The organism is Streptomyces sp. NPDC093109 (assembly GCF_040701725.1).
GTDB lineage: Bacteria > Actinomycetota > Actinomycetes > Streptomycetales > Streptomycetaceae > Streptomyces.
On record NZ_JBFBEZ010000006.1, the window covers coordinates 69,053 to 94,553 of the forward strand.

The 25,501-nt window shown below is 70.4% G+C and carries 22 protein-coding genes and 1 pseudogene; 17 read left to right on the forward strand and 6 right to left on the reverse strand.

Features of this window, described 5'->3' with window-relative positions:
* Positions 1-18: 18 nt before the first annotated feature.
* Positions 19-1,998, reverse strand: coding sequence for an Ig-like domain repeat protein (locus AB0389_RS08565; protein ID WP_366394567.1), 1,980 nt, complete (start codon positions 1,996-1,998; stop codon positions 19-21).
* Positions 1,999-2,277: 279 nt separating this feature from the next.
* Between AB0389_RS08565 and AB0389_RS08570 the strand changes: the two are divergent.
* The 3 genes and pseudogenes from AB0389_RS08570 to AB0389_RS08580 form a co-directional block, all read left to right on the forward strand.
* A pseudogene (locus tag AB0389_RS08570) lies at positions 2,278-2,397 on the forward strand (DUF6126 family protein); the annotation flags it as partial.
* Positions 2,398-2,534: 137 nt separating this feature from the next.
* Positions 2,535-3,131, forward strand: a complete 597-nt coding sequence (locus tag AB0389_RS08575; RefSeq protein ID WP_366394568.1) for a GNAT family N-acetyltransferase — start codon at positions 2,535-2,537, stop codon at positions 3,129-3,131.
* Positions 3,132-3,256: 125 nt separating this feature from the next.
* Positions 3,257-3,694: a PepSY domain-containing protein gene (locus AB0389_RS08580; RefSeq protein ID WP_366394569.1), complete on the forward strand. Its 438-nt coding sequence runs from the start codon at positions 3,257-3,259 to the stop codon at positions 3,692-3,694.
* Between the two features lie 10 nt (positions 3,695-3,704).
* Here the strand turns inward: AB0389_RS08580 and AB0389_RS08585 are convergent, their stop codons facing one another.
* From AB0389_RS08585 to AB0389_RS08600, 4 genes are all read right to left on the reverse strand, one after another.
* Positions 3,705-3,962 (reverse strand): hypothetical protein, encoded by a 258-nt coding sequence (locus AB0389_RS08585; protein ID WP_366394570.1) that lies wholly within the window; start codon positions 3,960-3,962, stop codon positions 3,705-3,707.
* Positions 3,959-4,306: a hypothetical protein gene (locus AB0389_RS08590; protein ID WP_366394571.1), complete on the reverse strand. Its 348-nt coding sequence runs from the start codon at positions 4,304-4,306 to the stop codon at positions 3,959-3,961. Before AB0389_RS08590 ends, AB0389_RS08585 begins: the two co-directional genes overlap by 4 nt.
* Positions 4,307-4,392: 86 nt before the next feature.
* Complete coding sequence (locus AB0389_RS08595; protein WP_366394572.1) at positions 4,393-5,436, reverse strand: helix-turn-helix domain-containing protein; 1,044 nt, start codon at positions 5,434-5,436, stop codon at positions 4,393-4,395.
* A 273-nt stretch (positions 5,437-5,709) separates the two neighbouring features.
* Positions 5,710-6,075 (reverse strand): ATP-binding protein, encoded by a 366-nt coding sequence (locus AB0389_RS08600; protein WP_366394730.1) that lies wholly within the window; start codon positions 6,073-6,075, stop codon positions 5,710-5,712.
* A 250-nt stretch (positions 6,076-6,325) separates the two neighbouring features.
* Between AB0389_RS08600 and AB0389_RS08605 the strand changes: the two genes are divergently transcribed.
* The 13 genes from AB0389_RS08605 (at position 6,326) to AB0389_RS08665 (ending at position 21,230) form a co-directional block, all read left to right on the forward strand.
* Positions 6,326-7,204 (forward strand): helix-turn-helix transcriptional regulator, encoded by an 879-nt coding sequence (locus AB0389_RS08605; RefSeq protein ID WP_366394573.1) that lies wholly within the window; start codon positions 6,326-6,328, stop codon positions 7,202-7,204.
* Positions 7,201-7,410 carry a DUF397 domain-containing protein gene (locus AB0389_RS08610; protein WP_366394574.1) on the forward strand — a complete coding sequence of 70 codons (210 nt, stop codon included), beginning with the start codon at positions 7,201-7,203 and terminating at the stop codon, positions 7,408-7,410. The genes AB0389_RS08605 and AB0389_RS08610 overlap by 4 nt, the downstream gene beginning before the upstream one ends.
* Before the next feature lie 66 nt (positions 7,411-7,476).
* The gene (locus tag AB0389_RS08615; protein WP_366394575.1) at positions 7,477-7,686 is read left to right on the forward strand and encodes a DUF397 domain-containing protein; all 210 of its coding nucleotides are present in this window, start codon (positions 7,477-7,479) and stop codon (positions 7,684-7,686) included.
* A gap of 127 nt (positions 7,687-7,813) precedes the next feature.
* The gene (locus tag AB0389_RS08620) at positions 7,814-8,230 is read left to right on the forward strand and encodes a hypothetical protein (protein WP_366394576.1); all 417 of its coding nucleotides are present in this window, start codon (positions 7,814-7,816) and stop codon (positions 8,228-8,230) included.
* A gap of 333 nt (positions 8,231-8,563) precedes the next feature.
* Positions 8,564-9,454 (forward strand): GNAT family N-acetyltransferase, encoded by an 891-nt coding sequence (locus tag AB0389_RS08625; protein ID WP_366394577.1) that lies wholly within the window; start codon positions 8,564-8,566, stop codon positions 9,452-9,454.
* Positions 9,455-9,598: 144 nt separating this feature from the next.
* On the forward strand, positions 9,599-10,597 hold the full coding sequence (locus tag AB0389_RS08630; protein ID WP_366394578.1) for a serine hydrolase: 999 nt from the start codon (positions 9,599-9,601) through the stop codon (positions 10,595-10,597).
* Between the two features lie 315 nt (positions 10,598-10,912).
* Complete coding sequence (locus AB0389_RS08635; protein ID WP_366394579.1) at positions 10,913-12,412, forward strand: diaminobutyrate--2-oxoglutarate transaminase family protein; 1,500 nt, start codon at positions 10,913-10,915, stop codon at positions 12,410-12,412.
* Between the two features lie 140 nt (positions 12,413-12,552).
* Positions 12,553-14,160: a pyridoxal-dependent decarboxylase gene (locus tag AB0389_RS08640; protein ID WP_366394580.1), complete on the forward strand. Its 1,608-nt coding sequence runs from the start codon at positions 12,553-12,555 to the stop codon at positions 14,158-14,160.
* Positions 14,161-14,240: 80 nt separating this feature from the next.
* On the forward strand, positions 14,241-16,121 hold the full coding sequence (locus AB0389_RS08645) for an IucA/IucC family protein (RefSeq protein WP_366394581.1): 1,881 nt from the start codon (positions 14,241-14,243) through the stop codon (positions 16,119-16,121).
* Entirely contained in the window at positions 16,118-17,572 is a 1,455-nt protein-coding gene (locus tag AB0389_RS08650; RefSeq protein ID WP_366394582.1) for a SidA/IucD/PvdA family monooxygenase, read from the forward strand. The genes AB0389_RS08645 and AB0389_RS08650 overlap by 4 nt, the downstream gene beginning before the upstream one ends.
* A complete protein-coding gene (locus AB0389_RS08655) occupies positions 17,569-19,119 on the forward strand; it encodes an IucA/IucC family protein (RefSeq protein WP_366394583.1) in 1,551 nt (516 codons plus the stop codon). The genes AB0389_RS08650 and AB0389_RS08655 overlap by 4 nt, the downstream gene beginning before the upstream one ends.
* 76 nt (positions 19,120-19,195) lie before the next feature.
* The gene (locus AB0389_RS08660; RefSeq protein ID WP_366394584.1) at positions 19,196-20,599 is read left to right on the forward strand and encodes a cation:dicarboxylase symporter family transporter; all 1,404 of its coding nucleotides are present in this window, start codon (positions 19,196-19,198) and stop codon (positions 20,597-20,599) included.
* Between the two features lie 214 nt (positions 20,600-20,813).
* Complete coding sequence (locus AB0389_RS08665) at positions 20,814-21,230, forward strand: peptidase inhibitor family I36 protein (protein WP_366394585.1); 417 nt, start codon at positions 20,814-20,816, stop codon at positions 21,228-21,230.
* A 59-nt stretch (positions 21,231-21,289) separates the two neighbouring features.
* Here AB0389_RS08665 and AB0389_RS08670 read toward each other — a convergent pair whose 3' ends face one another.
* Complete coding sequence (locus tag AB0389_RS08670) at positions 21,290-22,285, reverse strand: iron-siderophore ABC transporter substrate-binding protein (RefSeq protein ID WP_366394586.1); 996 nt, start codon at positions 22,283-22,285, stop codon at positions 21,290-21,292.
* A 1,035-nt stretch (positions 22,286-23,320) separates the two neighbouring features.
* Here AB0389_RS08670 and AB0389_RS08675 point away from each other — a divergent pair.
* Positions 23,321-25,039, forward strand: a complete 1,719-nt coding sequence (locus AB0389_RS08675; RefSeq protein WP_366394587.1) for a recombinase family protein — start codon at positions 23,321-23,323, stop codon at positions 25,037-25,039.
* Positions 25,040-25,501 lie beyond the last annotated feature (462 nt).

The window sequence follows — 25,501 nt, forward strand, 5'->3', positions numbered from 1 at the left end:
TTCACCCGGTTCGCTCACTCACTTCGTGAAGATGAAGTACTTCCACGCGCCGTGCGTCGTGTAGTTGACGTTGTCGCCGGAGCCGCCCTTGATGTACGAGGAGCGCATCCGGGCCCGCAGGTTGGTGTCCCGCTCACCGGCCATCTCGACGACCGACTTCCCGCTGGTCCCCAGCAGGAAGTACTCGGAGCCGGAGTCGTACCACTTGCCGTCGTAGTAGACCTCCAGCGCGAACCGGTGCGACCGGCCCTTGTGATAGGTCATGGTCGTCGTGAAGATCGGATTCGTCTTCTTGTGGAAGTACGCGTACGTCGTGGAGCCGATCTTGCCCGTCTTGTAGTGACGGGAGACCGTGGTGGAGACCTTCGCCCGCGCCTGCGCGGTGGACTTCACCGACTTCGGGACATAGCGCGCGTCGCCCGCGAAGACGGCGGTGACCGTGGTGTTGCGGGTCATCTTCACGGTGGCGGACAGATTGCCCTTGGAGTTGACCTTGCCGCTCTTGATCAGCTTCTTCGGCTTGTCGGCGCCGTACGGGTCGGCCCAGATCTCGACCACGCGGTTCTTGTGGGTGCTGCCGAGGTGCGCGGTGAAGGAGACGTTCTTGGCGTAGTCGTACACCTTGCCGTTGCGGTCCAGCGTCAGCTTGGGCGTCGCCCGCGAGACGGTGACCTTGGCGGACGCGGACGCGGCGGTGTGCGTGGCGCTGCCCGCGTACGTGACCTTGTACGTGACCTTGCCGCCGGCCGGCGGGGTGTCGGTGAAGGAGAACGTGCCCTTCGCGTCGGTGGTCTTCTTCGTCCCGAGCGACTTGCCGTTCGGGGACTCCACGTCCGTACGGGTGACGGTCAGCGGGGTGCCGGCCGGGAGCGCGACGGACGCGGTGATCTTGCCCTTGACGGTGAGGGACTTGGCGCGGGGCGCGGTGGCGGGGGCGGTGGCCGTGAGGGTGGTGACCGACTTGGTGGGGTCGGTCAGCGTCCGCAGGGCGTACACGTTCTGGTCGTTCACGGACACCGCGAACAGCCGGGCGACGCCCGGCTCCCAGGCCAGACCTCTGGTGGTCAGGGTGTCGCCACCGCTGTACAGACCGGTGGCGGGAAGGTCGTACTCCCGCACCGGCTTGGTGGAGCCGGGCAGGAAGACATGGACGTTCGGGTCGTACCAGGCGGCGGACCCCACCGCGACCGTTCCGTCGGCCGCGACGTCGACGGCCTTTGTGGAGGGGACGGTGGAGTAGGCGCCCACCTGCGCGAGATCGGTGGTCCGCAGGATCAGATGGCGGCTGCCCCCACCGGAAGTGATCAGCCGGCTGCCGTCCGGGGTGAGTGCGAGGTCCTCGCTGACCGGCAACTTGGCCAGGGCGGTACGGGTCGCCTCACCGGAGGTGAGGTCGTAGACACCGACCAGGTCGGAGGAGCGCGTCGCGTCCCCGGCCGCCAGGATGTCCGGCGCGCCGGGCGTGGAGGCGAGCTTGGGCGCGGTCCGCCAGCCGGCGTCGTCGTCCTGCCCGAGGGCCACCACGGGCTCCTCGCCCGACAGGTCCAGCGAGCCGATGTTCCCGCCGTCGCTGCCGTAGCCGAACCAGACCTTGCCGCCCGCGACGGCCAGATGCTCCGGCTCGGTGTTCTCGCCGGTCGGGAAACGGCCGGTCGGGCTGACCGTGTCCGTACCGATGGCAACGATGGAGTCGGTCCCTGGCACCGCCGCGTACAGCTGCCCCGAGTCGGCGGACAGGGCGAGCCCGTCCACTCCGGGCAGCCCGGCGACGGTCCCGACAACCTTGCCCGCGTAGTCGGTCGCGACGACCTTGCCCTGAGCCGGATCGCTGATGAAGACCCTCTTGTGGACGCCGTCGACGACGATGTCCCCGGTGGAGCTGACCGGCAGAACCTTGCTGGAATCGGCCGCCGCCGTGCCCGAGGCGAGCACCACCGATCCGAAGAGGACCGCGAGCGCTGTCGCGGTCGGAAGTACTGCGCTTCTGCGCGTACGCATGATGAGTTGGCCCCCCAGACTCATAACCCGCCCCTCAACCGGGGCAGGGAGATGAAGTGCAGATTAGGTCATGGCACTGACAACTCGGACACAGGGTTCGGGAGGGGCCGGGAGGGGCCGGGAGAGTCCGGGAGGGGCTGGGAGTGGCCCCGTACTGTGGCGGGAGCGGGGGCGGCGCCTGGAGGACGTGAGGACGTAATGAGCGGGGACGAGAGCGGGGACGGGCGCGCGGACGCGGACAGAAGCACGGACAGAAGCACGGACGGCCGCGCGGGTGGAAGCGAGAGCTGGAAGGAGCGCGGGGTGGCGCTCCGGGTCTTCGTCTACGTCTTCGCGTCGCATCTCTTCGCCGGCTTCATCTGGGTCCTCTTCTACGTCGGTGAGCACGCGCAGAAGTAGGCCACAGCCCGCGTGGTGAACTCGCGTGCGGTATTCCCGTACCCCTCTCTGTCCTGCGACGATGTATCTCCGCGCGGTGGTTCACCGCGCGACGGGCGCGGGAGGGGCACGCGGTGGCAGAGGTGTTCATTCGACGCTTGAGCCGGTGGCAGGCGGAGTCGCAGCGGGAAGCCGTGGCGAATGTGTACGTCGAGTCGTACGGAGGCGGGACGCATGGCGGCGGATCGTCCGGCGGCGGATCGCACGGCGGCGGATCGTACGGTGCGGACGATCGCGGGGAGTTCCTGGAGACCTTCGCCGACGATGTGCAGCGGCCCGGTTTCGACATGGTGGTGGCCGCGAGCGGGCCCCGGCCGGTCGCGTACGCGTACGGGTTCCCGCTGGGCGGCGACGGGCCGGCCGGCATCGCTGAGCTGACGGCCTCCGGGCCGGTTCCCGGGCCCGTCTTCGTACTCGCCGAGCTGATGGTCCTGCCGGACTTCCGGCGCGACGGGGTGGCGACGCGGCTCATCGAGCAGCTGCTGATGCGCACGAACGCGGCGCAGGTGACCGTACGGGTGCACCCGGCGAACGAGGCGGGCGTGGGCGCGCTGCGGGCGTGGGGGTGGACGCGGCTGGGGACGGTCGCGCCGACGGGGGCGGTGGTCACGGCGCTTGATACGACCGTCGATACGGCGGTCGATACGGCCGTCGATACGGCGGTGGAGGTCTGGAGCCGCACACTCACGGTCTGAACTCCCGCACGCCTCACCAAATTTAGGGTTCCTCTAGCCTTGCGCGGCCCGTCGCCGAACCTTCCTCTAGTGCGCGGCTCGCTACCGTCCTTGCACATCACGGGAGCACTCCACAGGAGGAACCGATGCGCAAGACCAAGCTGTTCGCCCTGATTGGCGGAGGACTGCTGCTGTCCGTCACCGTGGGCGCCGCCTTTGCCTCGGCGGGCCAGTCCGGACGGACGACACCCGGCGGTCCCGCGACCGTCCGCGCCGCCTCGTCCGCCGGCTTCGAGATCGAGATAGACCCGGAGCTGGACGCCCGGTTCGGGCCTCGGCCGGTCAACGCCGTCCAAGCCGCGCAGATCGTCACCGACAGCAACCCCGGTGCCCAAGTGGTCAAGGTGGAGCTGGACGAGGAGGGCGGCAGAGCCGTGTGGGAGGTCGAGGCCCGGGCCGCCGCCGGAGGCATCGAAGTCCTCGTCGACGCCTTCAACGGCCGGATCGTCGGCCAGGACGCGGAGGGGGCGGACGACGACGACCGCGACGGGGACGACGAGGGCGACGACCGCGACGACGAGTGAAAACTGCAGGTCAGAAGCCCAGGTACGTGATCTGGACGATGTAGACGCGTTCGCTGCGTACGACGATCTGGTAAGTGAACATGCCACCGGGAACAGGAAGACTTCCGCCCTTCGGATCGAGTCCTTCGTGGCTTCGGCCATGCACGTGCAGTGCCTCGGCCGCTCTGACCAGCTCAGCCACTTTCTTCTCCACTCCGGCCAGGAAGGAGCGCGGTGCGGTGCGGGCCGATTCCTCTGCCCCGAAGGCGTACTCCCAGGCCCAGCTCAAGCGCGTACTGCTGTCATCGCCTCGTCCAGGACCATGGTCAGCTCCCGGAGAGCCTCCCGGGCGACGGCCGGATCCTCGCTCTCCAGGTTGCCGCTCGCCCGGTAGTGCCGGGTGGACAGGTCGGGACGGCGGGCGATCTCGATATCCCGGGCCCAGGCCAGCACCCAGCCACGCACCGGGCTGAGTGACTGCCACTCGACAGCTTTGGCGAAGGCATCGTCCTTCGTCCGCTGCATCTCGGCCAGGCGGCCGGGCGCCACGACGGCGAGGGCGGCACGCAGGGCGTCCGGCGTCTGCTCGGGGCGGGGGACCAGCTCGTGTCCGTGGTCGGCCTGGGTGCTCATGGTGTCCTCCTGGGAGTGCACGGGCCAGGTTAGTCGTCCGGGACGGCTGGGACTTGTTGTCGCGAACATGGGTCTGGAAGTCCTGTTCATGGGTGGGTGGAAGCGTCGGGGTCGGGCCGGCGAGCGTCTGCGGCCGTGGGCGCCGCTGCGCGGCAGTCGCCGCAGTGGCCGGGGTCCGGGCCTCGGTAGGCGCGGTCGCAGCGGTCGCAGTTACGGAGGGGGTGCCGGACGGCGGCTGGGGCGGCCGGCGCGCGGAACGGGGGTGGGGGTGGCAACTGATTGGTCAGGCGGTAGGCGAGGAGGGCGGCCGGACGGCGGGGGCCGTCGGGTGGGAGGTCGGTGGTGAGGGCATGGCGTACGGCGGCGGGTGGTACGTCGCGTTCCAGCCAGGCGGCGACGCCGGGGGCGAGGTGGGTGGTGTCGCAGGCGGAGAGGAGGAGGCGCGGGTCGTGGGTGCGCAGGTCGGCGAGGACGGCGGTGGCCGCGCTCAGGAGGTCCGGGGAGCTGTAGCCGGGCTGGGGTACGTCGGGCAGGGGTTGCCGTTTCTTGCGGGGTGCGGGGCGGGCGGGCGCGGGGCGGGCGGGCGCGGGGCGGGCGGGCGCGGGGCACGCGTCGGGGGTCGCTGCGGGAAGCGCGGTGTCCGGCGGGGCTGCCGGGGGTGCCGGGGCCGCCTGCGCGCGCGGGACGCGGGCCGCCGCAACGGCGTGGTGCCGGGCGGATGCGGGCTGGTTGCAGGAGATCGTACGGGTGACGATCCGGCCGCTGGGGGTGCGTTCGCGGAGGCGGCGGAGGTAGCCGTGGGCTTCAAGTTCCCGCAACCCGGCGGCGATTCGGGTGGCGCCTTCGGGGAAGCGGCAGGCGAGGGTTTTAATGTCGACGCGGGCGCCGGTGGGCAACGACTGGATGTGCAGCCCGAGGCCCATGGCGATCAGCGACAACTTGTCATGCTGGGCGAGGTGGTTGCCGATCACGGTGAAGCGGACGGTGTGACGGGAGTTGTCGTGCTCGATCCCGGCGGGATGCACGTCCGGCGGCCGAACAACGGGGCGCTGATTAGCCCGTGAGGGGCGCCGACCGTCGAGTAAGCCTGACGGGGCGTGGGAGGGCGCGCTAATGTCGTGAGTATCCATCAGGAAGGTGCTTCTTCCTCGTTGGTCAGGCCCTCGATCGGGATTGTGAGTCCCGGCCGGGGGCCGACGTATGTCTGCGGCGGTGTGCCTTTGTCCCGCTGAGCGTAAGGCAGCCGAGGCACACCAAATCCACCAAAACCAGGGATGTTCACCCGCCCGAGTGACTGTGAGCGACGGGCGGGAGGGGTGGGGCTTGGTGGGGGTCCTTTCTCCTCTCAAGTCCTTGGAAAAGAGACCACCGGCCCCACCGGAACGCGACGGAACGGGTTCCGGTCACGCGAGACGCACTTCCGCCCAAACGATCTTGCACGGGAACAGCCCCTCGGTAACTCCCCACCGGTCGGCAAGCGCGTCCACGACCAGCAGACCGCGCCCCGACTCGGCGTCTTGGGCGGGCCATTGACGTACGGGAAGACGTTCACGGCGCGTGTCGGCGACCTCGATCCGGAGGACGTCACGGACGAGCCGGAGCGTAAGCCGGAAGTCCCGCCCGGCCACGCGGCCGTGGGAGGCGGCGTTGGCGGCCAGTTCCGCCACGAGATGACGGCCGGGGTCGGAGGGAAGCCCCCAGCTGCGGAGTTGGTCGTCCGCCAGCAGCCGGGCGAGGCGGGCACCCCGGGGCGTGGAGGAGAGCAGCACGCTGAAGGTGGGCGTGGTGGGGTCGGCGGGCGCGGGCGGCGCGGTGGGGTCGAGTGCGGCCGTGGTCTCGGCGTTTTCCTGAATCACATCACTCACAGTGGCCGAAAATGCCTACGCTGATAAGTGACGAAACGGTTGCGTACGGTCACTGTCCGGTGCTTGTCCGGTGCTGTCTTGGCTGTCCGATCGGTTGCTACGGGTAGGGCGTGAGCGCCGAGGGACGGCGCGGTCAAGACGGAGGAGTGGGCGAATGCCGGTGGACGGCGAGGGCGAACGGGCCAAGGACGAGACGGACGAGCCGGGGTGGGAAGTAGACCCGGACGACGAGTGGGGCATGGCCGTGATCACCACGGTGGGGCGGCAGTTGAAGCTGCGCCGAGAGGCGGCGGACATGCGCGCCGGCGAGTTCGGAAGGGCCGTCGGCTATGGCGAGGACATGGTGTACAAGATCGAGGCCGGAAAGCGGATCCCTCGGCAGGACTTCCTGAACGCGGCCGACGCGGTGCTGGGGGCGGAGGGGTTGATCGCGGCGACGTGGGAGGACGTCAAGAAGGTCCGGTACCCGAAGAAGGTGCGGGCCCTGGCCATGCTGGAGGCTGAGGCGGCCGAGATCGGCATCTACGAGAACAACGGCATCAACGGACTTCTACAGACCGCTGACCACGCGCGGGAGTTGTTCAAGGCCATGCAACCCCCTTACTCCCCGGACGAAGTGGAACGGATGGTGGTCGCACGCGTGGCTCGTGCGTCGATCTTCGAGCGTTCGCCCGCGCCCGCGCTCAGCTTCGTCCTGGAAGAGTCGGCTTTGCGGCGCCCGATCGGGGGCACAATGGTGTGGCGTCAGCAGCTCGAACGCCTGTTGGAGGTGGGTCGATTGCACAACGTCGTTCTTCAGGTGATGCCGTTGAACAGCGAGACGCACTCCGGCATGGACGGCAAGATCGAACTGCTGAAGTTCGCTGACGGCAGGGCCGTGGGCCGCTCCGAGGGCGCGCTCAACGGCCGACCAACGTCCGAACTCAAGCACCTGCGCGTCCTTGAACTGCGGTATGGCACCATCCGGGCTCAGGCGCTCTCGCCCCGGGAGTCGCTGGCCTTCATCGAACAACTGCTGGGAGTCCCAACATGATCCGCAAGACCACCGCCGGGGACGCCTCCGAGCTGGCGTGGTTCAAGAGCAGCTACAGCAGCGGCAACGACGGCACCTCCTGCGTCGAGATCGCGACCACCCCCGGCACCGTACACATCCGCGACTCCAAAAACCTCGAAGGCCCCCGCCTGGCCCTCGCCCCCGACGCCTGGGCAAACTTCGTGACGTACGCCGTAGAAGGCTGACGCAGCTCAGGCGCTCTCGCCTCGGGAGTCGCTCGCCTTCATCGAACAACTGCTGGGAGTCTCCACATGATCCGCAAGACCGCTGTCGGGGACGCCTCCGGGCTGGCGTGGTTCAAGAGCAGCTACAGCGACGGCAACGACGGCACCTCATGCGTCGAGATCGCCACAACCCCCGGCACCGTACACATCCGCGACTCCAAAAACCTCGAAGGCCCCCGCCTGACCCTCGCCCCCGACGCCTGGGCGAACTTCGTCACGTACGCCGTAGAAGGCTGACGCCGCACACCGCCAACGTACCCGCGCACCACCGCACCGGGCGCGGGACACGGAGGCGTACAGCTCAAGTTGGCCGCTTGATGGCTTCTGTAGCCTGCTGTCAGCCTTATGACCGGGGGGAGCTGGCGTGGTGAACATCCTGTCCGTGGCTATCGGGGCTGGTTTCGGGCTCATGGGGGTCGTGTTCGGGTCTTGGTTCACTGCGCGCCGGCAGGACCGCATGTGGTTGCGCGAACAGAAGCTGAAGGCCGGGGTCGGCTTCAACACCGCCGTGGTCCAGCTCATCGACCACCTTCGGGAAACACAGCTGAGTGACGACGGAGCCGGGGCCGGCGAACTGGTGAGCCGGATGCAGGAAGCCCGGTCGGCCCTCTACCTGCTGTGCGCCGACGACACTGTCGCTCTCGCCGACGCTCTCGCGCGTCGGGTCTGGAGCTCCCGGCCCAGCGAGGGCAGGGACGATCGCAGGGCCGAGCACAGGGAAACGGAGGATCTTCTCCGCCGCTTCACTCGGCAGCTCCGGCAAGAGATCGCCAGGACGTAGTCCCCCGGCACCCGGCGCCGGGCGCCGGGGCGCACTTCGCGCGTACGCCGTAGAAGGCTGACGCCTCACACCGCCAACGCCTACCTCGACGCCGCATGGCATCGGGGACTATCTCGTCGAGCGGGCTGAACTGCCACACGTCCGCCAGGTCGCGCGGTACGTTCTCGCGCACCTTGTGCCTGGGCGTCCAACCCTGCCCAGGCCACTGAGGCGTTGCGCTTCAGTCGGCGGGTTGTGCGTGGTGGCCGGCGGGCAAGGTAACGCCTACGTCGATCCGGAGGCGGCCCCGAAAACCGGGTGCGGCATGGTCTGACCGTTCCTTACGCTGAAGTGATGGACTCTGTGCAGGTCAGGCTGGCGCAAGAGAGCGATCTCCCGTCGGCCGAACGTGCTTCGGCGGTAACGTTCTTCGAGGCGGAGGAAGGCACCAGGCGGGTCAGCGATCCGGAAGTCGAGCCACGTTCGGCGGTCGCCTCCAAGCAGTGGATCGACCGGATGCGCTTCTTCCTGGGTGTCGATCCACAAGGGTGCTGGGTCGCGGTGGAGACGGATGCCGACGCCGATCGAGTAATCGGATTCGCCATCTCGCAGAACCGCGGCCGTCTGTGGTTCCTTGCTACCTATGGTGTGTTGCCCGGCTACCAGGGACAGGGCATCGGCAAGCGCCTGATGGACGCCGCCCTCGCCCACGCCGACGGGCGCCCCGGCATCTTCTCCGCCAGCGTCCACCCCGGTGCCACCCGCCGGTACCGGCTGGCGGGCTTCTCGCTCCACCCTCAGATGCGGATGGTCGGTACCGTCGACCGGTCCACCCTCCCCGCGGTCCGCGGTCTGCGGGAGGGCCGTTCCGACGACTTCGAGTGGATGGACCGGCTGGACCGGGATCTGCGTGTCGCGGGCCACGGCCCCGATCACGGTTACATGCTCAATACCCTCCGGCTGGTCGTGTCCGCGGACCGGGCCAGGCCGGGATACGTCTACATCGACGACCGGGGACAGGCGTCGCTGCTGGCTGCCGCGCACCCGGAAACCGCGCAGAGACTGTTGTGGGAGGCCCTGGCCTCGTCACAGGGAAGGTCCCTGGTCAACTGCATCACCACCCCCAACGAGTGGGCGGTCGATGTCGGTCTGACCGCCCGTCTCGACATCGGCCAGGAGGGCTACATCGCCGTTCGCGGCATGCCCGCCCCGGCGCCCTACCTCGCAAGTGGGCATTTCCTCTGACCTGCCGCGCGGATAGGGCAGACGGCGAGGATGGCGCCGACGATTGAGATGGGCCGTTCCACAAGCGACCCTGCCGTCCGGGTTTTCAGGCGAAGCTCAGCTTGGGCACAGGTCCACCACAGGCGGCGTTTCTAGCCTCGCGCCATGTCACGCCACCGGATCGCCCCTTCCGCGAGGCGTCGGGCCGTGTCGCCCGCCCTCGTCGGTCTCGTCCTGCTGCTGGCGCTCGCGCTGTCCGCGTGGGTGGTCACGCGCGCGGGGACGGGGGCGGGCTCTGCGGCGAGCGGGGCGTCCCGGGCCGCCGCTGCGGACACCGTCTCTGCGGTGTCCCCGTCGCCATCCCCCTCCGAGTCGGACGCCAACGCTGACGCCGACGAGGCCCTCTCCACCCGGCTCGCCTCCGCCCTCGGGTCCGTGGCGTCCGACTCCGCCTCGCTCCAGGTCGCCGTACTCGACCTGGACGCCGACGACGACGCGTCCGCGTCCCGGGCCGCGACCGCTTCGTACAGCGGGGAGGACGGGGAGGGAGGGGAGGACGGGGAGACGTACGACACCGCCAGCATCGTCAAGGTCGACATCCTGGCCGCGCTGCTGCTCCAGGCGCAGGACGAGGGGCGCGTACTCACCGCGCAGGAGCGTACGTACGCGTCCGCCATGATCCGCAACAGCGACAACGCCGCCACGAACGTCCTGTGGAGCACCATCGGCGGCGCGACCGGGCTGGACGCGGCGAACCGGCGGCTCGGGCTGACCGGTACGACCGGCGGCAGCGGCAAGCTGTGGGGGCTCACGCAGTCGACCGCCTCCGACCAAGTGGCTCTGCTGGCAGCCGTGTTCGCCGAGGACGACGCCGATACCCCACTCAGCGCCGCCTCGCGCGCCTACATGCAGGGGCTGATGGGCGCGATAGCCGACGGCCAGGACTGGGGCGTGTCGGCCGCCGGCACCGCGACCGGGCTCAAGAACGGCTGGCTGTCGCGGAGCGCCACCGGTCTGTGGGACATCAACAGCATCGGCCTGATCGAGGTCGACGGGCACAGCTATCTGCTGGCCGTACTCTCCGACGGCAGCGGCAGCATGGCGTCCGGGATCTCCCTCGTGGAGCGGGCCGCGCAGGCGGCGGTCGCGGCGGCTTCCGCCTGACGGGGTGGGGCGGGCGCGTTCCCCGTTCAGCCACCGGGGCGGGCGCGACGCGCCACAGCACGGTTCGGCTTCGCGGTGACGGCAGCCACCCATTAGGTTAGGGTTACCTAACTTGATCTGAGGGGAGGGCAGCCACCCGCTCGCCGAAGGCGTATCAAATTCCCAGCGGTGCAAGCTATTTGGCATGCGCTCGAACCGTACGGGTGACTTGATCGTTTTCCACGCGAGCCATGTGAGCTACAAGAGCCATGCGCGCCGCGCGAGCCACCCGGGCGTGCGCTCTGAGCCCGTTCCCCGATACCCCGGAGCCATGTCATGACCGTGCCCCAAGCCCCCGCACCCCTGCCCAAAGCCGACGCCGCCGCCGGTGACGAAGCCGTTGGTGACGAAGCCGCCGGCAGCGAAGCCGCCGCCGCGGGCATTCTGCGCCGCCAGCGCGCCCGGGAGTCGTCGGCGCGTACGTACGCACGCTCGTTCCCGATCGTCCCGGTCCGCGCCAAGGGCATGACGATCGAGGGGACCGACGGCCGCCGCTATCTGGACTGCCTCTCCGGCGCGGGCACGCTCGCCCTCGGCCACAACCACCCCGTCGTACTGGAGGCCATCCAGCGCACCCTGGCGAGCGGCGCGCCCCTGCACGTCCTCGATCTCGCGACCCCCGAGAAGGACGACTTCACCGACGCGCTCTTCGACACCCTCCCCAAGGACTTCGCCGACCGCGCCCGTATCCACTTCTGCGGCCCCGCCGGTACGGACGCGGTCGAGGCCGCGCTGAAGCTGACGCAGACCGCGACCGGGCGGCGCGGGGTGCTCGCCTTCACCGGCGCGTACCACGGCATGACGGCCGGGGCACTCGCCGTGACCGGCAACGTCGCGGCCAAGGAGCGGGTGGCGGGCGGCTCCGGGAGCGCGGCCGATGTGACGCGGCTGCCGTATCCGTTCCCGTACCGCTGCCCCTTCGGGGTCGGCGGCGAGCGCGGCGCCGAGCTGTCGGCGGCGTACACGGAGCGCCTCCTCGACGATCCGGCGGGCGGGGTCGTACGGCCCGCCGCGATGATCGTCGAGCCGGTGCAGGGCGAGGGCGGCGCCGTGCCCGCGCCGGACTCGTGGCTGCGCGAGATGCGCCGGATCACGGCCGAGCGGGACATCCCGCTGATCGTGGACGAGGTACAGACGGGCGTCGGGCGCACCGGCGCGTACTGGGCGGTCGAGCACAGCGGCGTCAAACCGGACGTGATGGTGATGTCGAAGGCCATCGGCGGCAGCCTGCCGCTGGCCGTCATCGTCTACGACCAGGATTACGACGCGTGGCTGCCCGGCGCCCACACCGGCACGTTCCGCGGCAACACGCTGGCCATGGCGACGGGCGCGGCGACGCTGCGGTACGTGACCCGGCACGGCCTGGCCGAGCGCGCGGCGACGGTCGGCGCGCGGATGACCGCGCGGCTGGAGGGGCTGCGCCACGAGCTTCCGGCGATCGGCGACGTCCGGGGGCGCGGGCTGCTGATCGGCGTCGAACTCGTCGACGCCGAGGGGCCGGTGGACTCCTGCGGCGCCCACCCGGCCGCCCCCGGTCTCGCGGAACAGGTACGGGCGGCCTGCCTCGACCGGGGGCTGATCATCGAGCTGGGCGGACGCTTCAACGCGACGGCCCGCCTGCTTCCGCCGTTGACCATCACGGACGAACAGGCGGAAGCGGTCCTCGACCGGTTCACGGACGCGATCGCGCACGTTTCGGCGCAGGCGCAGACGCAGGCGCAGGCACAAGCGCCGGCGCAGGCACAGGCACAGGCGCGGCAGAAGCAGGGACGGTAAGGGTTATGACGACTACTGAGACGAACGGCAACGCTGGTACGACTGGTGCTGCTGGTACGGCTGGCGCTGCTGGTACGGCTGGCGCTGCTGGTACGGCTGGTGCTGCTGGTACGAGCGGTGCGCGCGAGGCGGCGGCACGGGTGCCTCGCCAGACCGCGCGGCACGGCGGCGGCGGGGCGGCCACGGGAGCCCGCGCCCGTACCGGCAGCCACACCGCGCTCTCCGGCGGCATCAGCGGCCCCGACGCCCTCGCCCCGCTGATCGCCACCGTGCTCGACGCCCTCTCCAAAGGCGCGAAAACCAGGGGCGGTCCGCTCGCCCCCGGCCGTCCCGAGGACGCCGCCGCTGCCGTCGCCGAGGTGTTCAGCACGACGACCGCGGCCACCGGCGACAGCCCCGCCGCGCTCGACCGCCTCACCGAACTCCTCGCCCACGGCAGCGCCGACCCCGCCGACCCCCACTGCGCCGCCCATCTGCACTGCCCGCCGCTCGCCGTGGCCGTCGCCGCCGACCTCGCCGTATCCGCACTCAACCCCTCCCAGGACTCCTGGGACCAGGCACCCGCCGCCACCGTCCTGGAGTCCCTGCTGCTCCGCGAGCTGGCGGCGCTTGTCGGGTACGACGCGGACCGGGCCGCCGGGGTGCTCACCTCGGGCGGTACGGAGTCCAACCTCATGGGCCTGATGCTCGCCAGGGACCGGGTGATGGGCGCGGCGGCCGGACGGCAGATCGAACTCACCGGCGTACGGCGCACGTTGGGCACCCGCCCCCGTATCCTCGCCTCCGCCGCCGCCCACTTCTCCGTCCAGCGCGCCGCCGCTCTCCTCGGGCTCGGCGAGGACGCGGTCCTCTCCGTACCGGTCGACCACCAGCACCGGATGGACACGGACGCGCTGGCGGCGATCCTCGACGGCTGCGCCGAGCGCGGCGAGCTGCCGATCGCCGTCGTGGCCACGGCGGGCACCACCGACACCGGCGCCGTCGACCCGCTGCGCGCGTGCGCCGCGCTCGCCGCCGAACACGGCGCCTGGCTGCACGTGGACGCGGCGTACGGCGGCGGCGCGCTGCTCTCCGACCGGCTCGCGCCGCTGCTCGACGGGCTCGCGCTCGCCGACTCCGTATCGCTTGACTGGCACAAACTGGGCTGGCAGCCGGCCGCCGCCGGGGTGTTCCTGGTGCGCGAGTCGGAGACGTACGCCTCGCTCGCCCGCCGGGCGGTCTACCTCAACCCGGCCGACGACGAGGAGGCCGGTTACCCGAGCCTGCTCGGGCTCTCGCTGCGCACGACCCGACGCGCCGACGCCTTCAAGATGGCGGTCACGCTGCGGACGCTGGGCCGGGAGGGGCTCGGCCGGCTCGTCGACGCCTGCCACGATCTGGCGGTCGCGGGCGCCGCCGCCGTACGGCAGCACCCCTGCCTGGAGCTGCACGCGGAACCGGTGCTGACGACCTTCGTGTTCCGCTACCGGCCGGTCGACGGCGACGAGAAACACGGCGACGACGAGCACCGCAGCGACGAGATCAACGCGGCGCTGCGCCGCCGGCTGCTGCGCGAGGGGCGCGCCGTCGTCGGCCGTACGGAGCTGCCGGGCGACGGGCCCGGTCGCGTACGGCTGAAGCTGACGCTGCTCAACCCGCACACCACGGCGGAGGACGTCGAGCGGCTGCTCGCCGTCGTCGTGGCGGCGGGACGGGCGGAAGAGGAAGCGCAAGCGGAAGCGGAAGCAGAAGTGGAGGAGGCGTGGTGACGGTGGCGGCGGGTACGGAGGCCGGTGGGGCGGGGGTCGGTGGGGCGGGGGTCGGTGGGGCGGCCTCGCAGATGCCACACATGTCACACTCGCCGAACCCGCTGGACGAACCCGACGCCGCCCGCGCCGGGGACGCCGCCGCCACCGAGACCCTCCTGCGCGCGTACGTACGCGAGACCGGCACCGCCGTGCCACCGACGGGGCAACTGCTGTATCTGACCCTGCCCATGAGCCGGCTGACACTGCGGATCCGGGTGCGGTACCACTCGCCCACCGGCCGGCACCGCTTCGGCAGGGCGCGCGTCGTCACGTCGGCGTCGGGGCTTGACGGCGGCTCGCTGCCCGCCGACACCGCGCTGGTCGCCGCCGCGCTCGTACGGGAGTCCACGATCGGCCGCGGCCTGCCGACGCACCGGGGCGGGGACACCGTACGGCGCGTGCTGGACTCCGCCACCCGTACGGCGGCGCACATCGCGCGCCGCCGTACGGAGGAGGGCGGCGCTTCCCCCACCGGTATACGGACCGGCAGCGGGCGCGGGCTGACCCCCTTCCTCGACTCGGAACAGGCGATGCTGCTCGGCGACCCCTTCCATCCCGCGCCGCAGAGCCGCGAGGGGGCCACCGAGCGCGAACTCGACACGTACTCCCCCGAGTCACGCGGCTACTTCGCGCTGCACTGGTTCGCCGCGCATCCCGAGATCGTCGTCGGCGAGTCCGCCGACGGCCGCACCCCCGCCGACCTGCTGCGCCCGCTCGTCGCCAACGCCGGGCTCGATCTGCCGCCCGGCATGGTCCCGCTCCCCGCGCACCCCTGGCAGGCGCGCGAGCTGCTGGGCAGGCCCGGCACGGCGGCGCTGCTGGACGCGGGGCTGCTGAGGCCGCTGGGACCGGCGGGGCCCGCGTGGTACCCGACGTCCTCCGTGCGGACCGTCCACCGGCCGGGCGCCGACGTGATGCTGAAACTGTCGCTCGGCATGCGGATCGCGGGCTCCGGCCGCCTCAACCGCCGTACGGAGCTGAGCAGGGGCGTCCGGCTGGCCCGGCTGCTCTCGGCCGCGTGCACGGGACCGGCCGGGCCGGGCGAGTGGCTGCGCGCTGAGCACCCGGAGTTCGGTGTGCTGCGGGACTTCGCGTGGGTGTCGGTGGGTCCGGCAACCGCTCCCGGCAGCAGCACGGAATCCGGCACGGAGACCGGACTGGAGACCGGGCTGGAGACCGGCCCGGAGACCGGGCTGGAGACCGCCTTCCGCGACAACCCCTTCACCGGATCCGGCCGCGGCCCGGAGGGGCTCAGCGTCGCCGGGCTCCTCGCCGAACGCCCGGGCCCCGGCGACGGCACCCCGCCGCGCCACCGCGCGCTGCTGTCGGAGGCCGTCGCCCGTACGGTCCGCGCGCACGGCATCGGCACCGCCGAAGCGTCCGCGCGCTGGCTCGGCGCGTACCTCGACGTACTCGCCGTACCGCTGATCCGGCTCCGGGCGCGGTACGGCGTCGCCCTCGCGCCGCACCACCGGAACACTCTGGTCGCGCTGGACGCGCACGGGCTGCCCCGGGCCGGCTGGTACCGCGACGGCCGGGGCTACCGGCTCGCCGCCTCGCGCGCGGAGGGCATCGAACGGCTGCTGCCGGGCGCGACGACGGACGGCGCGGACATGGTCGCTGACGTGGTGACGGACGACTCGTTGGTCGACGAACGGCTCGCGCACGCCCTCGGCATCGGCAATCTTCTGGGCCTGGTGGGCGCGTTCGGCGCGCTCGGGCTCGCGGACGAGGGCGCGCTGGTGGGCGTCCTGCGCGCGCGGCTGGCGGAGCTGCGGTCGGCGGAGCCGGGCGCGGAGGGGCTGCTCGATCTGCTGCTCGACGCGCCGGTACTGCGCTGCGAGGCCCCCTACTTGACGTGTGTGGACGGTCGCCCCGTACAGATAGCGGTACCCAATCTTCTTGCGGAGGGCGACAGATGACCACCAAAGAGCACCACGAGGACAGCAAGACCGGCAGCGACAGCGACAGCGGCAGCGACATCGACAGCGAGATCTACGACGTGGTCGGCGTCGGCATAGGACCGTTCAACCTGTCATTGGCGGCACTGGCGGACGGCGTGGCCGACGGCCTCCGCAGCCTCTTCCTCGACGCCAAACCCGCCTTCTCCTGGCACCCGGGGCTACTGCTCGACGGCACGACCCTCCAAGTCCCCTTCCTCGCCGACCTGGTGACGATGGCCGACCCCACGAGCCGCTGGTCGTTCCTCAACTACCTGCGCGCGCACGACCGGATGTTCCCGTTCTTCTTCTCCGAGCGCTTCCACATACCCCGGCGCGAGTACGACCACTACTGCCGCTGGGTCGCCGAACACCTGCCCTCCTGCCGCTTCGACGCGCGCGTCACGGAGGTCGCGTGGGACGAGACGAGCGACGCGTTCGCGGTCACGTACCGTTCGGCGGCCGGTGAGGTGGAGCGCGTGTGGACGCGGCGGATCGTCCTGGGCGTCGGTACGGAACCGGTCCTGCCGAAGCCACTGCGCGCCCTGCTCGACGGCCCTTCCGCCACCGCCCACGAGGGGCGCGTGCTGCACAGCGCCGACTACCGCACCCACCGCGCGCGGCTGGCCGGGCTCGACGACGTGACGGTCGTCGGCGCGGGCCAGTCCGGCGCCGAGGTCGCGCTCGATCTGCTGCGCCACCAGGACGGCACCGGCGCGGGCGGCCCGTACGTCCGCTGGCTGGCCCGTACGCCGGCCTTCGCGCCGATGGAGTACTCGAAGATCGGCCTGGAGCACTTCACCCCCGACTACATCCGCTACTTCCGCGCGCTCCCGGAGGAGCGGCGCGAGCGGCTGGTGCGCGAGCAGTGGCAGCTGTACAAGGGCGTGAGCGAGGAGACACTCGCCGAGATCCACGACGAACTGTACGAGCGCACCATCGGCGGCACGGAACCGCGCGCCGCGCTCCAGCCGGGCGTGTCGATCGAGGGCGCGCGGGCGGCGGAGAGCGGCCCAGGCGCGGGCGCGGGCGCGGACACGGGCACGGGCACGGGCACGGGGTACGTCCTGACGTGCCGGCACACGGAACAGGACAAGGTCTTCGAGATCCGTACGTCGGCGATCGTGTCCGCCACGGGCTACGCGGCGGCCCGCCCGGACTTCCTGGACGCGCTGGCGAAGCTGGTGGACTGGGACGACCGGGGGCGTTACCGCATCGACGGGGACTACCGGGTCTCGCTCGACCCGAAGGTGACCGGGGCGCTGTACGTGCAGAACGCCGAGCTGCACACGCACGGCGTCGGCGCCCCCGATCTGACGCTGGGCGCGTGGCGGGCGGCGACGATCCTCAACGCGGTCGCCGGGCGGACCGTACTGCGGGTGCCTGAGCGGGCGGCGTGGACGACGTTCGGAGTGCCGGGTGGTGACACGTGAGGGAACCGGACTGGGCGGAGGCGGGACGCCGACTGCTGGCCGGGTTGGTGGAGGAGTACGCGAACGAGGGCCGGTTCACACCAGAACCAGAACCGGAACCGGAACCGGAATCGGATGGGCACTTCCGCCTGACGCTGGGGCCGGCGCGCTGGACGTTCCGGGCGGCGCGCGGCGCGCGCGGGGACTGGCGGGTGGAGCCGGGGAGCGTACGCCGGTACGAGGGCGGTACCGCCAAGAGCGCCCAGCCGGAGACGCTGCTGCTGGACGCCGGGCCGACCGTACTCGGCTGGGACGGCCCCGCTCTCGCCGAGGCCCTCCGCGCCCTGACCGCCGCCCGGCACTCCGAGGCCGTGACGCTCGGCCACGCGCTGCCCGCCGCCGACCTCGCCGACCTGGGCCGGCTGGACCTGGAGGCGCACCGGCCGCACGGCGCCTCCGGGCCGCTGCTCGCGCGGGGGCGCCCGGGTCCGGGCTTCGCCGCGTCGGACGTCGCGGCGTACGCGCCGCAGAGCGCCCGTGCCGTACGGCTGAGCTGGGCGGCCGTGCACGAGGACCTGGCCGGAAGTCCGGAAAGCGCGCCGGGCCTGCCGGCCGAGCGGCTGCTGACGGAGGAACTCGACCCCCGCACGTACGAACGCTTCGCAGCGGCGCTGGCCCGCGCGTGCGCGGCGAGCGGGCTGGCGGCGGACGCGTTCAGCTGGCTGCCTGTGCACCCGTTCCAGTGGGACGAGGCGGTCGCGACGCACTTCGCGCCGTACCTCGCGGACGGGCGGATCGTGGCCCTGGGCCAGAGCGCGGACCGCTACCGGGTGCTCAGGTCGGGAGATACGTACGTCAATCTGGACCGTCCGCACAGAAGGGAGGTGAGGCTGCCACTGCTGCCACTGAACCAACCCTCACAACCGGAATCGGAACCGGAACCGGAACCGGAACAACAGCCGGAGCGGCAACCGGAGAACCACCACATCCGGAGCCCAGTAGCAGCGGTGACCGTAAATCATCCGCTGTACGCGTCCATACCCGACGCCCCGCCCGCCTTCCGGAACCTCCTCGGTGCGGTCTGGTACCCGCCGGTCACCGCGCTGCTGCGGGGCCGCGAGCGGGCGCGCGCTCTGTCGGCGCTGCTGCTGACCGGCTCCGACGGCCGCGCGCTGGTCACCGAACTGATCGCCCGCTCCGGCCTGTCGGCCCGCGCCTGGCTGGAGCGCCTCTTCGCCGTACTGCCGGCGCACGGCCGGTACGACGGCGACGCGGTGGTGCTGTTCGACGGCAGGAGCACCCCGATCGGCACGGCGGTAACGGCGGTAACGGCGGCAACGGCGGCAACGGCGGTAACGGCGGTAACGGCGGTAACGGCGGTAACGGCGGCAACGGCGTTCACCGCACCGGCGGGAGCCGCCCCGGGGCCCGACCAACAGCCGTACGCATTACGGGCGTTGGCGCGGCTGACGGCGGACCACCTGGGTATGCCGGAGGCCGACTTCTGGTCCTTGGCGGAGGAGAGCCCCGGGAAACGCGGCGTTAACCTGCGCGAACCGCCCGTGTGACCGGGCCTTGGGAGATTTCCTGTCGGAAAGAAATATCCGCGATCCGGAAATCGGCCCGTCCCCAAGGAGCCCCTCCATGACCGGCACCCCCACTGCCGCGCCGCACGCGTCAGCGCCGCCACCGTCGCTGCCGCCGGAGCTGCCGCCGTCGTCGTCGTCACCGGCACGGGGCAGGGCCCGCGCGCTGCTGCTGTCGCCGTTCGTCCAGCTGATCGCGGCCGTGGCGCTGGGGGTGGCCGTCGGCGCGATCTGGCCGGACAGCGCGGACTCGCTGAAGCTGATCGCGGACGGTTTCCTCAAGGCGATCAAGATGGTGATCTCGCCGCTGGTCTTCTGTGTCGTGGTCCTCGGTATCGCCAAGGCCGGTGATCTGAAGTCGGTCGGCCGGATCGGTGTGAAGGCGCTGATCTGGTTCGAGGTGATCACCACGCTGGCGCTGCTGCTCGGCCTGGTCATAGGCAACCTCGTACAGCCCGGAGCCGGCTTCGCGGGCGGCCACCCGAAGCTGGACGAGAGCGCCGTCGACTCCAAGACGGCCGGGGCCGAACTCCCCGGCATGTCCGGCTTCCTGCTCGATGTCATCCCGACGAGCCTGGTCGGCGCGTTCGCCGACAACAAGCTGCTCCAGGTGCTGCTGCTCGCCGTCCTGGCGGGCGCGGCGATCCTGCACCTGGGGCGCGAACGGGTGCCGCTCGTCCTCGACCTCGTCGACCAGACCGGGGAGCTGATCTTCAAGGTCGTCGCCTACGTGATGAAGCTGGCGCCGGTGGCGGCCTTCGGCTCGGCCGCGTATCTGATCGGTCAGTACGGGCTGTCCGCGCTCTCCTCGTACGGGAAGCTGATCGCCGCCTGTTACGGCGCCGCGCTGCTCTTCATCGTCGGACTCGCGGTCCTGATGCGGCTGTTCACCGGGCTGAGTCTGTGGCGCTTCCTGGTCTACACGCGCGCGGAGTTCTCGCTGGCGATCGCGACGGCGTCGAGCGAGTCGGTGATGCCGCGCATGATGCAGAAGCTGCGCGGCGCGGGCTGCGGCGAGGCGCCGACGGGAGTTGTCCTCCCCACGGGCTACTCCTTCAACCTGGACGGCGCGTCGATCTACCTCTCCATGGCGACGCTCTTCATGGCGCAGGCGGTGGGCGTCGATCTGTCGCTGGGGCAGCAACTCACGGTCATCCTGGTCCTGATGCTCACCTCCAAGGGCATGGCCGGCATCCCTGGCTCCGCCTTCCTCGCACTCTCCGCGACGGTCGCGGCCCTGGACGTCCTCCCCATCGGCGCCGTCGCCCTCCTCCTCGCGGCCGACCGCCTGATGGACACCATGCGCGTCGTCACCAACCTGCTCGGCAACTGCGTCGCCACCTTCGTCGTCGCCCGCTGGGAAGGCATGCTCGACACCGACATGGCAAAGGCAGCCTTCGCCGGCCACCCCGTCCCGGCCCCGGCCCCGGCCCCGGCCCCGGCCCCGGCAGCCCAGGCGTAATCAGCACAGACGCGATCAGCACAGAAGTGACGTATCGCGCCAGGGCGCAGAAGGCGTGCCGTGAGAGGCGGGGCGAGCTTCGCGCGCCGCCGTTTCACCACTGTCCGTGAATGTCGCATTCCTGCCACGCTGTTGGGGGCCACGAATTCGGTGTGCCGCGAATTCGGTCCGTACGGCACTGCCCTCAGGCACCAGGAAAGCGAAGTATTCGCTCATGAAGCGCATCTCCGCACTCGCCGCCGCCGCGATCGCATTGGCGGCGGCGTTCAGCCCCGCCTCGGCTTCGGCTTCGGCCACGTCTGCTCCGACCGAGCCGGCCGCCGCCCGGTCCGCTGCCCCGGCCGCCGCCCCGGCCGCCTACAACTGCACCTCCGGGTATTTCTGCATTTACAGCGATTGGAACGGCGGCGGGACCCGCTGCCAGTGGTCGAGCAGGCAGCGGGCGAACACCGCCGACGATTGCTCCTTCATTCAGAGGGGCCAGAACGTCAAGTCGGTGTGGAACGGAACGGACCACCGCGTCCAGTACTACACGCAGACGAACTACAACTCGCGGGTCGGTTCGACGACTTCGGTCAATGGCGGCAATCTCCAGGGGAACTACCAGATCCGCTCTTTCAAGCCGCAGTAATTCGCCGGCTCTCACGCCTTGCCCGCCTTACCGCCTTACCGCCCTACCGCCCTACCGCCCTACCGCTTCGCGTTCTGCTCGATGGTGTCCAGGATCTGGCCCGCGCCTGTGTAGCCGATGCCGAGCATCCAGAGGTTGTCGTCGACCTTGAAGGCCCGGTCGCTCTTCACCGCGCCGATCTTCTTCCAGAGCGGACCGGCGGTGATCGACGTCTCCTTGGCCTTCTCCACGTCGCCGTAGGTGGAGTAGTAGATGACGTCGGCGTCGGCCTGGTCGATCCGCTCGGGGCTGACGTCGAGCGAGAAGCCGTCCTTGTCCTGGTTGGCGGGCCGGCCGACCTGGAGGTCCTTGAAGAGGGAACCGACGAACGTGTCGTTCAAGTACAGCCGGGTGTCGGCACCTTCCAGGAACCGTACGAAGCCGAACTTGGTCTGCTGCGCCTTCGCGGCCCCGCCGAGCGCGTCGGTCACGCGCTTGACGTGGGCCTCGTAGGCGGAGACGACCTCCTTCGCCTCGTCGGCCTTGCCGAGGGCGTCGGCGTGCACCGTGAAGTTGGCGCGCCAGGGGCCGCCGGTGGACTCGGTGAGGACGGTCGGAGCGATGGCGGAGAGCGACGTGTAGTTCTTCTCGTCGCGGACCTTGCTGCTCAGGATCAGGTCGGGCTTCAGCGCGTTGATCGCTTCGAGGTTGGGGGTCGCGATGACCCCGACCGCCTTGATGTCCTTCGTCTTGTCCGCAGGAAGGTACGCGGCGAAGGGCGCCTTGTCGGCCACGGTGGTGGCGCCGACCGGGGCGATCCCCAGGGTGACGGCCGAGTCGAGCGAGTCGGTGTCGAGCACGACGACCCGCTGCGGGAAGTTCGTGACCTCGACGTCGCCCATGGCCGTCTTGACGGTATGAGTCCCGGCCCCCGCGCCGGATCCCGCACCGGAGGCCGTGCTCTTGTCCGAGGCCCCGTCGTCGCTGCCACTGCCACCGCATGCGGTGAGGGCGGCGGCAAGCGCGGTGGCGACGGCGACCGCCAGGGTGACGCGGCCGGTGGGGATTCTGGGCACGATGGAGCCTCCCTGACGGCAGCCCGGCTTCTTCCGGACCAAGCAAGGCAAACCTAATCTCGCACCCGCCCACACAACAAGTCACTTTAGGATTACGGGCGGTGGGGGTGTGGGGGTGTGGGGGTCTGCTGTTCTGTCGGCCGGCTCAGGTCCGCTGGCCACGGTGGGGTTGTCGGGTGCGGGTCAGAGCAGCGTTGAGTGGGGTGGGTGGGCGGCGCGGGTTGTTGGGAAGGGGGCCGCCCCTCCTGCTGTGAGTGTCGCGCCTCCAGGACAGGAGTAAAGGGCGCTCCTGCGTCGCGTCGCTGCGCGATGACCTTCGGTCACCCTTGACACCTGCCCTTCCGGCGCAAGTGCAGATGCGGGAGGGGCGGCCGGGGGGTGAGGGGTTGCCCGGGGGGTCCGCTGTCCTGCTACTCGGCTCAGGGTCCGGCGGCCCGGTGGACCCTGCGGGGCCACGCGACAGAGGAGAGGGGCGGCCCGACACCGGCTCGGCGTCCAACGGTCCGCAGTTGGTTGCGACACATGCCCCGCTGGTCACCGTCGGGTCGTTGTGCCCGGAAGGTGGGCGAGGTCAGCTGTCCGGTCGGGGCCTCGGGCCGATCCGGGAATCCCCGGGCGGTGCCCGGGAGCGGGGAGTGTGACGTTAGAGCCACTTCCGGCCCGTCAGACGGCCGCAGCGTCACAGTCGTCGGGATCAAGCACCCCACCCCCACCAACGTGTCCCATATGGGGTACTTTAGCGGGCAGTTGGGGGCCTCTCTGGACGGCACATGTGTCCTGAGGTGCATAAGACGCACTCCAGGGCCCAAAGACCGCCTCAGGGAGCCCGCTTGTCGCCACACGAGTCCCACCAGCCTCTCCCCCACCAAGAGTGATCAGCGGGGCATGAGTGCCAGCAAACAGACGGCCGTCAGCCGCCGAGACGAGCCCCACTGCCCCATTCAAGGAGTGCGCAGCCCCGCAGGGTCCGCCGGGCCGCCGGACCCTGAGCCGAGTGGCAGAACGGCAGACCCCCCGGGCAACCCCCTCCCACCAGTGAACCCAACACTCTGGGAACACTCGGGAAGCGGACCGTATCCGCTGGTCACAAGGGGGAATCCCATGGTTTCGGTTCGACAGGCCACACGTTCCGGAGGATCGAAGATCCTGCCGCCCTCCACAACAGACATGACGAGTTCCAGCAACGCGACAGACAACCGGCCCGAAGTGGACCTACTGCTGAGGAAATCCAAGATCGTCCGCGAGGGGGAGCGGGCCCTCTCCATCCGGGCGCAGGAAGAGCGGGGCCGTGCGTGGGCTGCTGAGAACGGGTACCGGGTCCGCAAGGTTTGGAAGGAGAACCTGTCTGCCTGGTCGGACGTGAAGCGGCCCATGTATGACGCTGCCATGGACGCCGTACTCGGCGGAGAGGTCCCCGCGCTCTGGTGCTACGCGCTCGACCGGTTCAGCCGCAAGGGTGCCGAAGCCGTGGTGCCGATCCTCGGCAAAGCACGCGTCATCTTCGACTACGAGCGTCTCGACAGCATGGACGAGCGGGACCGCCGTTGGATCATCGACCGCGCCGAGAACGCCCGCGAATACTCCCAGCGTCTCTCGTACAACGTGCGTGGAACGAAGAACAGACAGCGCAACGAAGGGCGTTGGCTCGCGCGTGCACCCTTCGGCCTGGTCCCCGACCCCGACACCCGCCGACTCTCCCCCAACCGCACCCCGTACCTGTGCCTGACCACGGGCCGACGCGAGATCACCCCGTGGGACGTGGTCGTCCGGATTTTCAAGGAGATCGCCAAAGGCGTGTCCTCGCGCGCCCTGGCCCGAAAGCTCAACGCCGAGGGCATCTGCACATCCACGGGCAAGACGTGGAACGGTCCGGGGGTACGGGCGGTCATCGTCCACCCCGCCTACGAAGGATGGCTCACCCTCACGCACTCCGGGAAGAATCCCGCGCACTACGTCAACGAAGCAGGACAGCGTGTCCGCTGCGTCGACGACAACGTCCTACCGGACATGATCCCGGCGGAGACAGCGGCACGCGCACGGCGGCTCCTCAGCGGACACCAGACAGTCACCAACACCACCACACCCACCCCCGGACGCAGCGTCCACGCCCTTACCGGACGCGTTCGCTGCGCCGGATGCGGCTACACCATGACCATGGACTCATCGTCGTACATGTGCCACAACCACAAGGCGGGCGGATACTGCCCCGCACCCGCGTCCGCCACCCGCAAAGCCCTGGAAACGTACGTCGTCGCCGAATGGGCCGCACAACTCCACTCACCGGACCTTGACGAAGAACTCGCGGCAGCACTCGCCCAACGGCTCGACCAGCTCAACCGCCCCGAAGAAACGCGGGAACTGCGCGAGGCACAGGCAGCACTCAAGGCAGCACAAGCCGGGCTGGACAAGTTCCACGCCGACGACAAGGAAGGGTTCTACAAGGGCCGCTCGGCCCGGTACCGGATGCCCGCCAAGATTGCCGCCGAACAGGCCGTCGACACCGCCGAGGACCGGGTGAAGCAACTCGCCGGAACCGGACGCGTCAGCATCTCGTTCCTGATCAACGGCCAAGCCCGCGACGTATGGGAGGCAGCCGATCCCCACATGCGACGCGACCTGTTGGGCCTCGCCATCGACACCATTCACATCACCAAAGCAACCAAACGCGGGTGCAAGTTCGACGGAGACAAGCGCGTCACCATCGAATGGGCCAAACCCGAACCCACCACAGACGACTACAGCGAAGCCGCGTAGCGGTCCCTGTAAGCCCGAGAGAGCCCCGGACGGTCACGGTGACTACCGGGGCTTTCCCATGCCCGCAGACAGGCGTACAGGGCCTCACCGCGAGGGCGACCAGCGGACGGAGCCATGGCGACATGGTGATATGAGGGTGTTCTTTAATTACACATAGAAAAATATAGGAAAAACCAAACCCACCATCAAAACACCATGTCGCCATGGCATTGGGCCGAGCCAGGATCTCCCCGCTCTCTACAGCACATTGAGAGACACGGGCTATCCGCTTCCGCCCCAACGCAGGCAGGATCCTCCCGCTCTCTACAACACCTTGAGAGCGGGATTACCGCGCACCCACCTCAACCGGGGGATCCGGCGGTCTGAGTACCCGCTCTCTCGGCGCGTTGCCCGTGCACCACGCACCCTCACGGGTGGCCGCTGGGGTCGTGTGGCAGCGCGTTCGGGGGACTGCACCGCCGT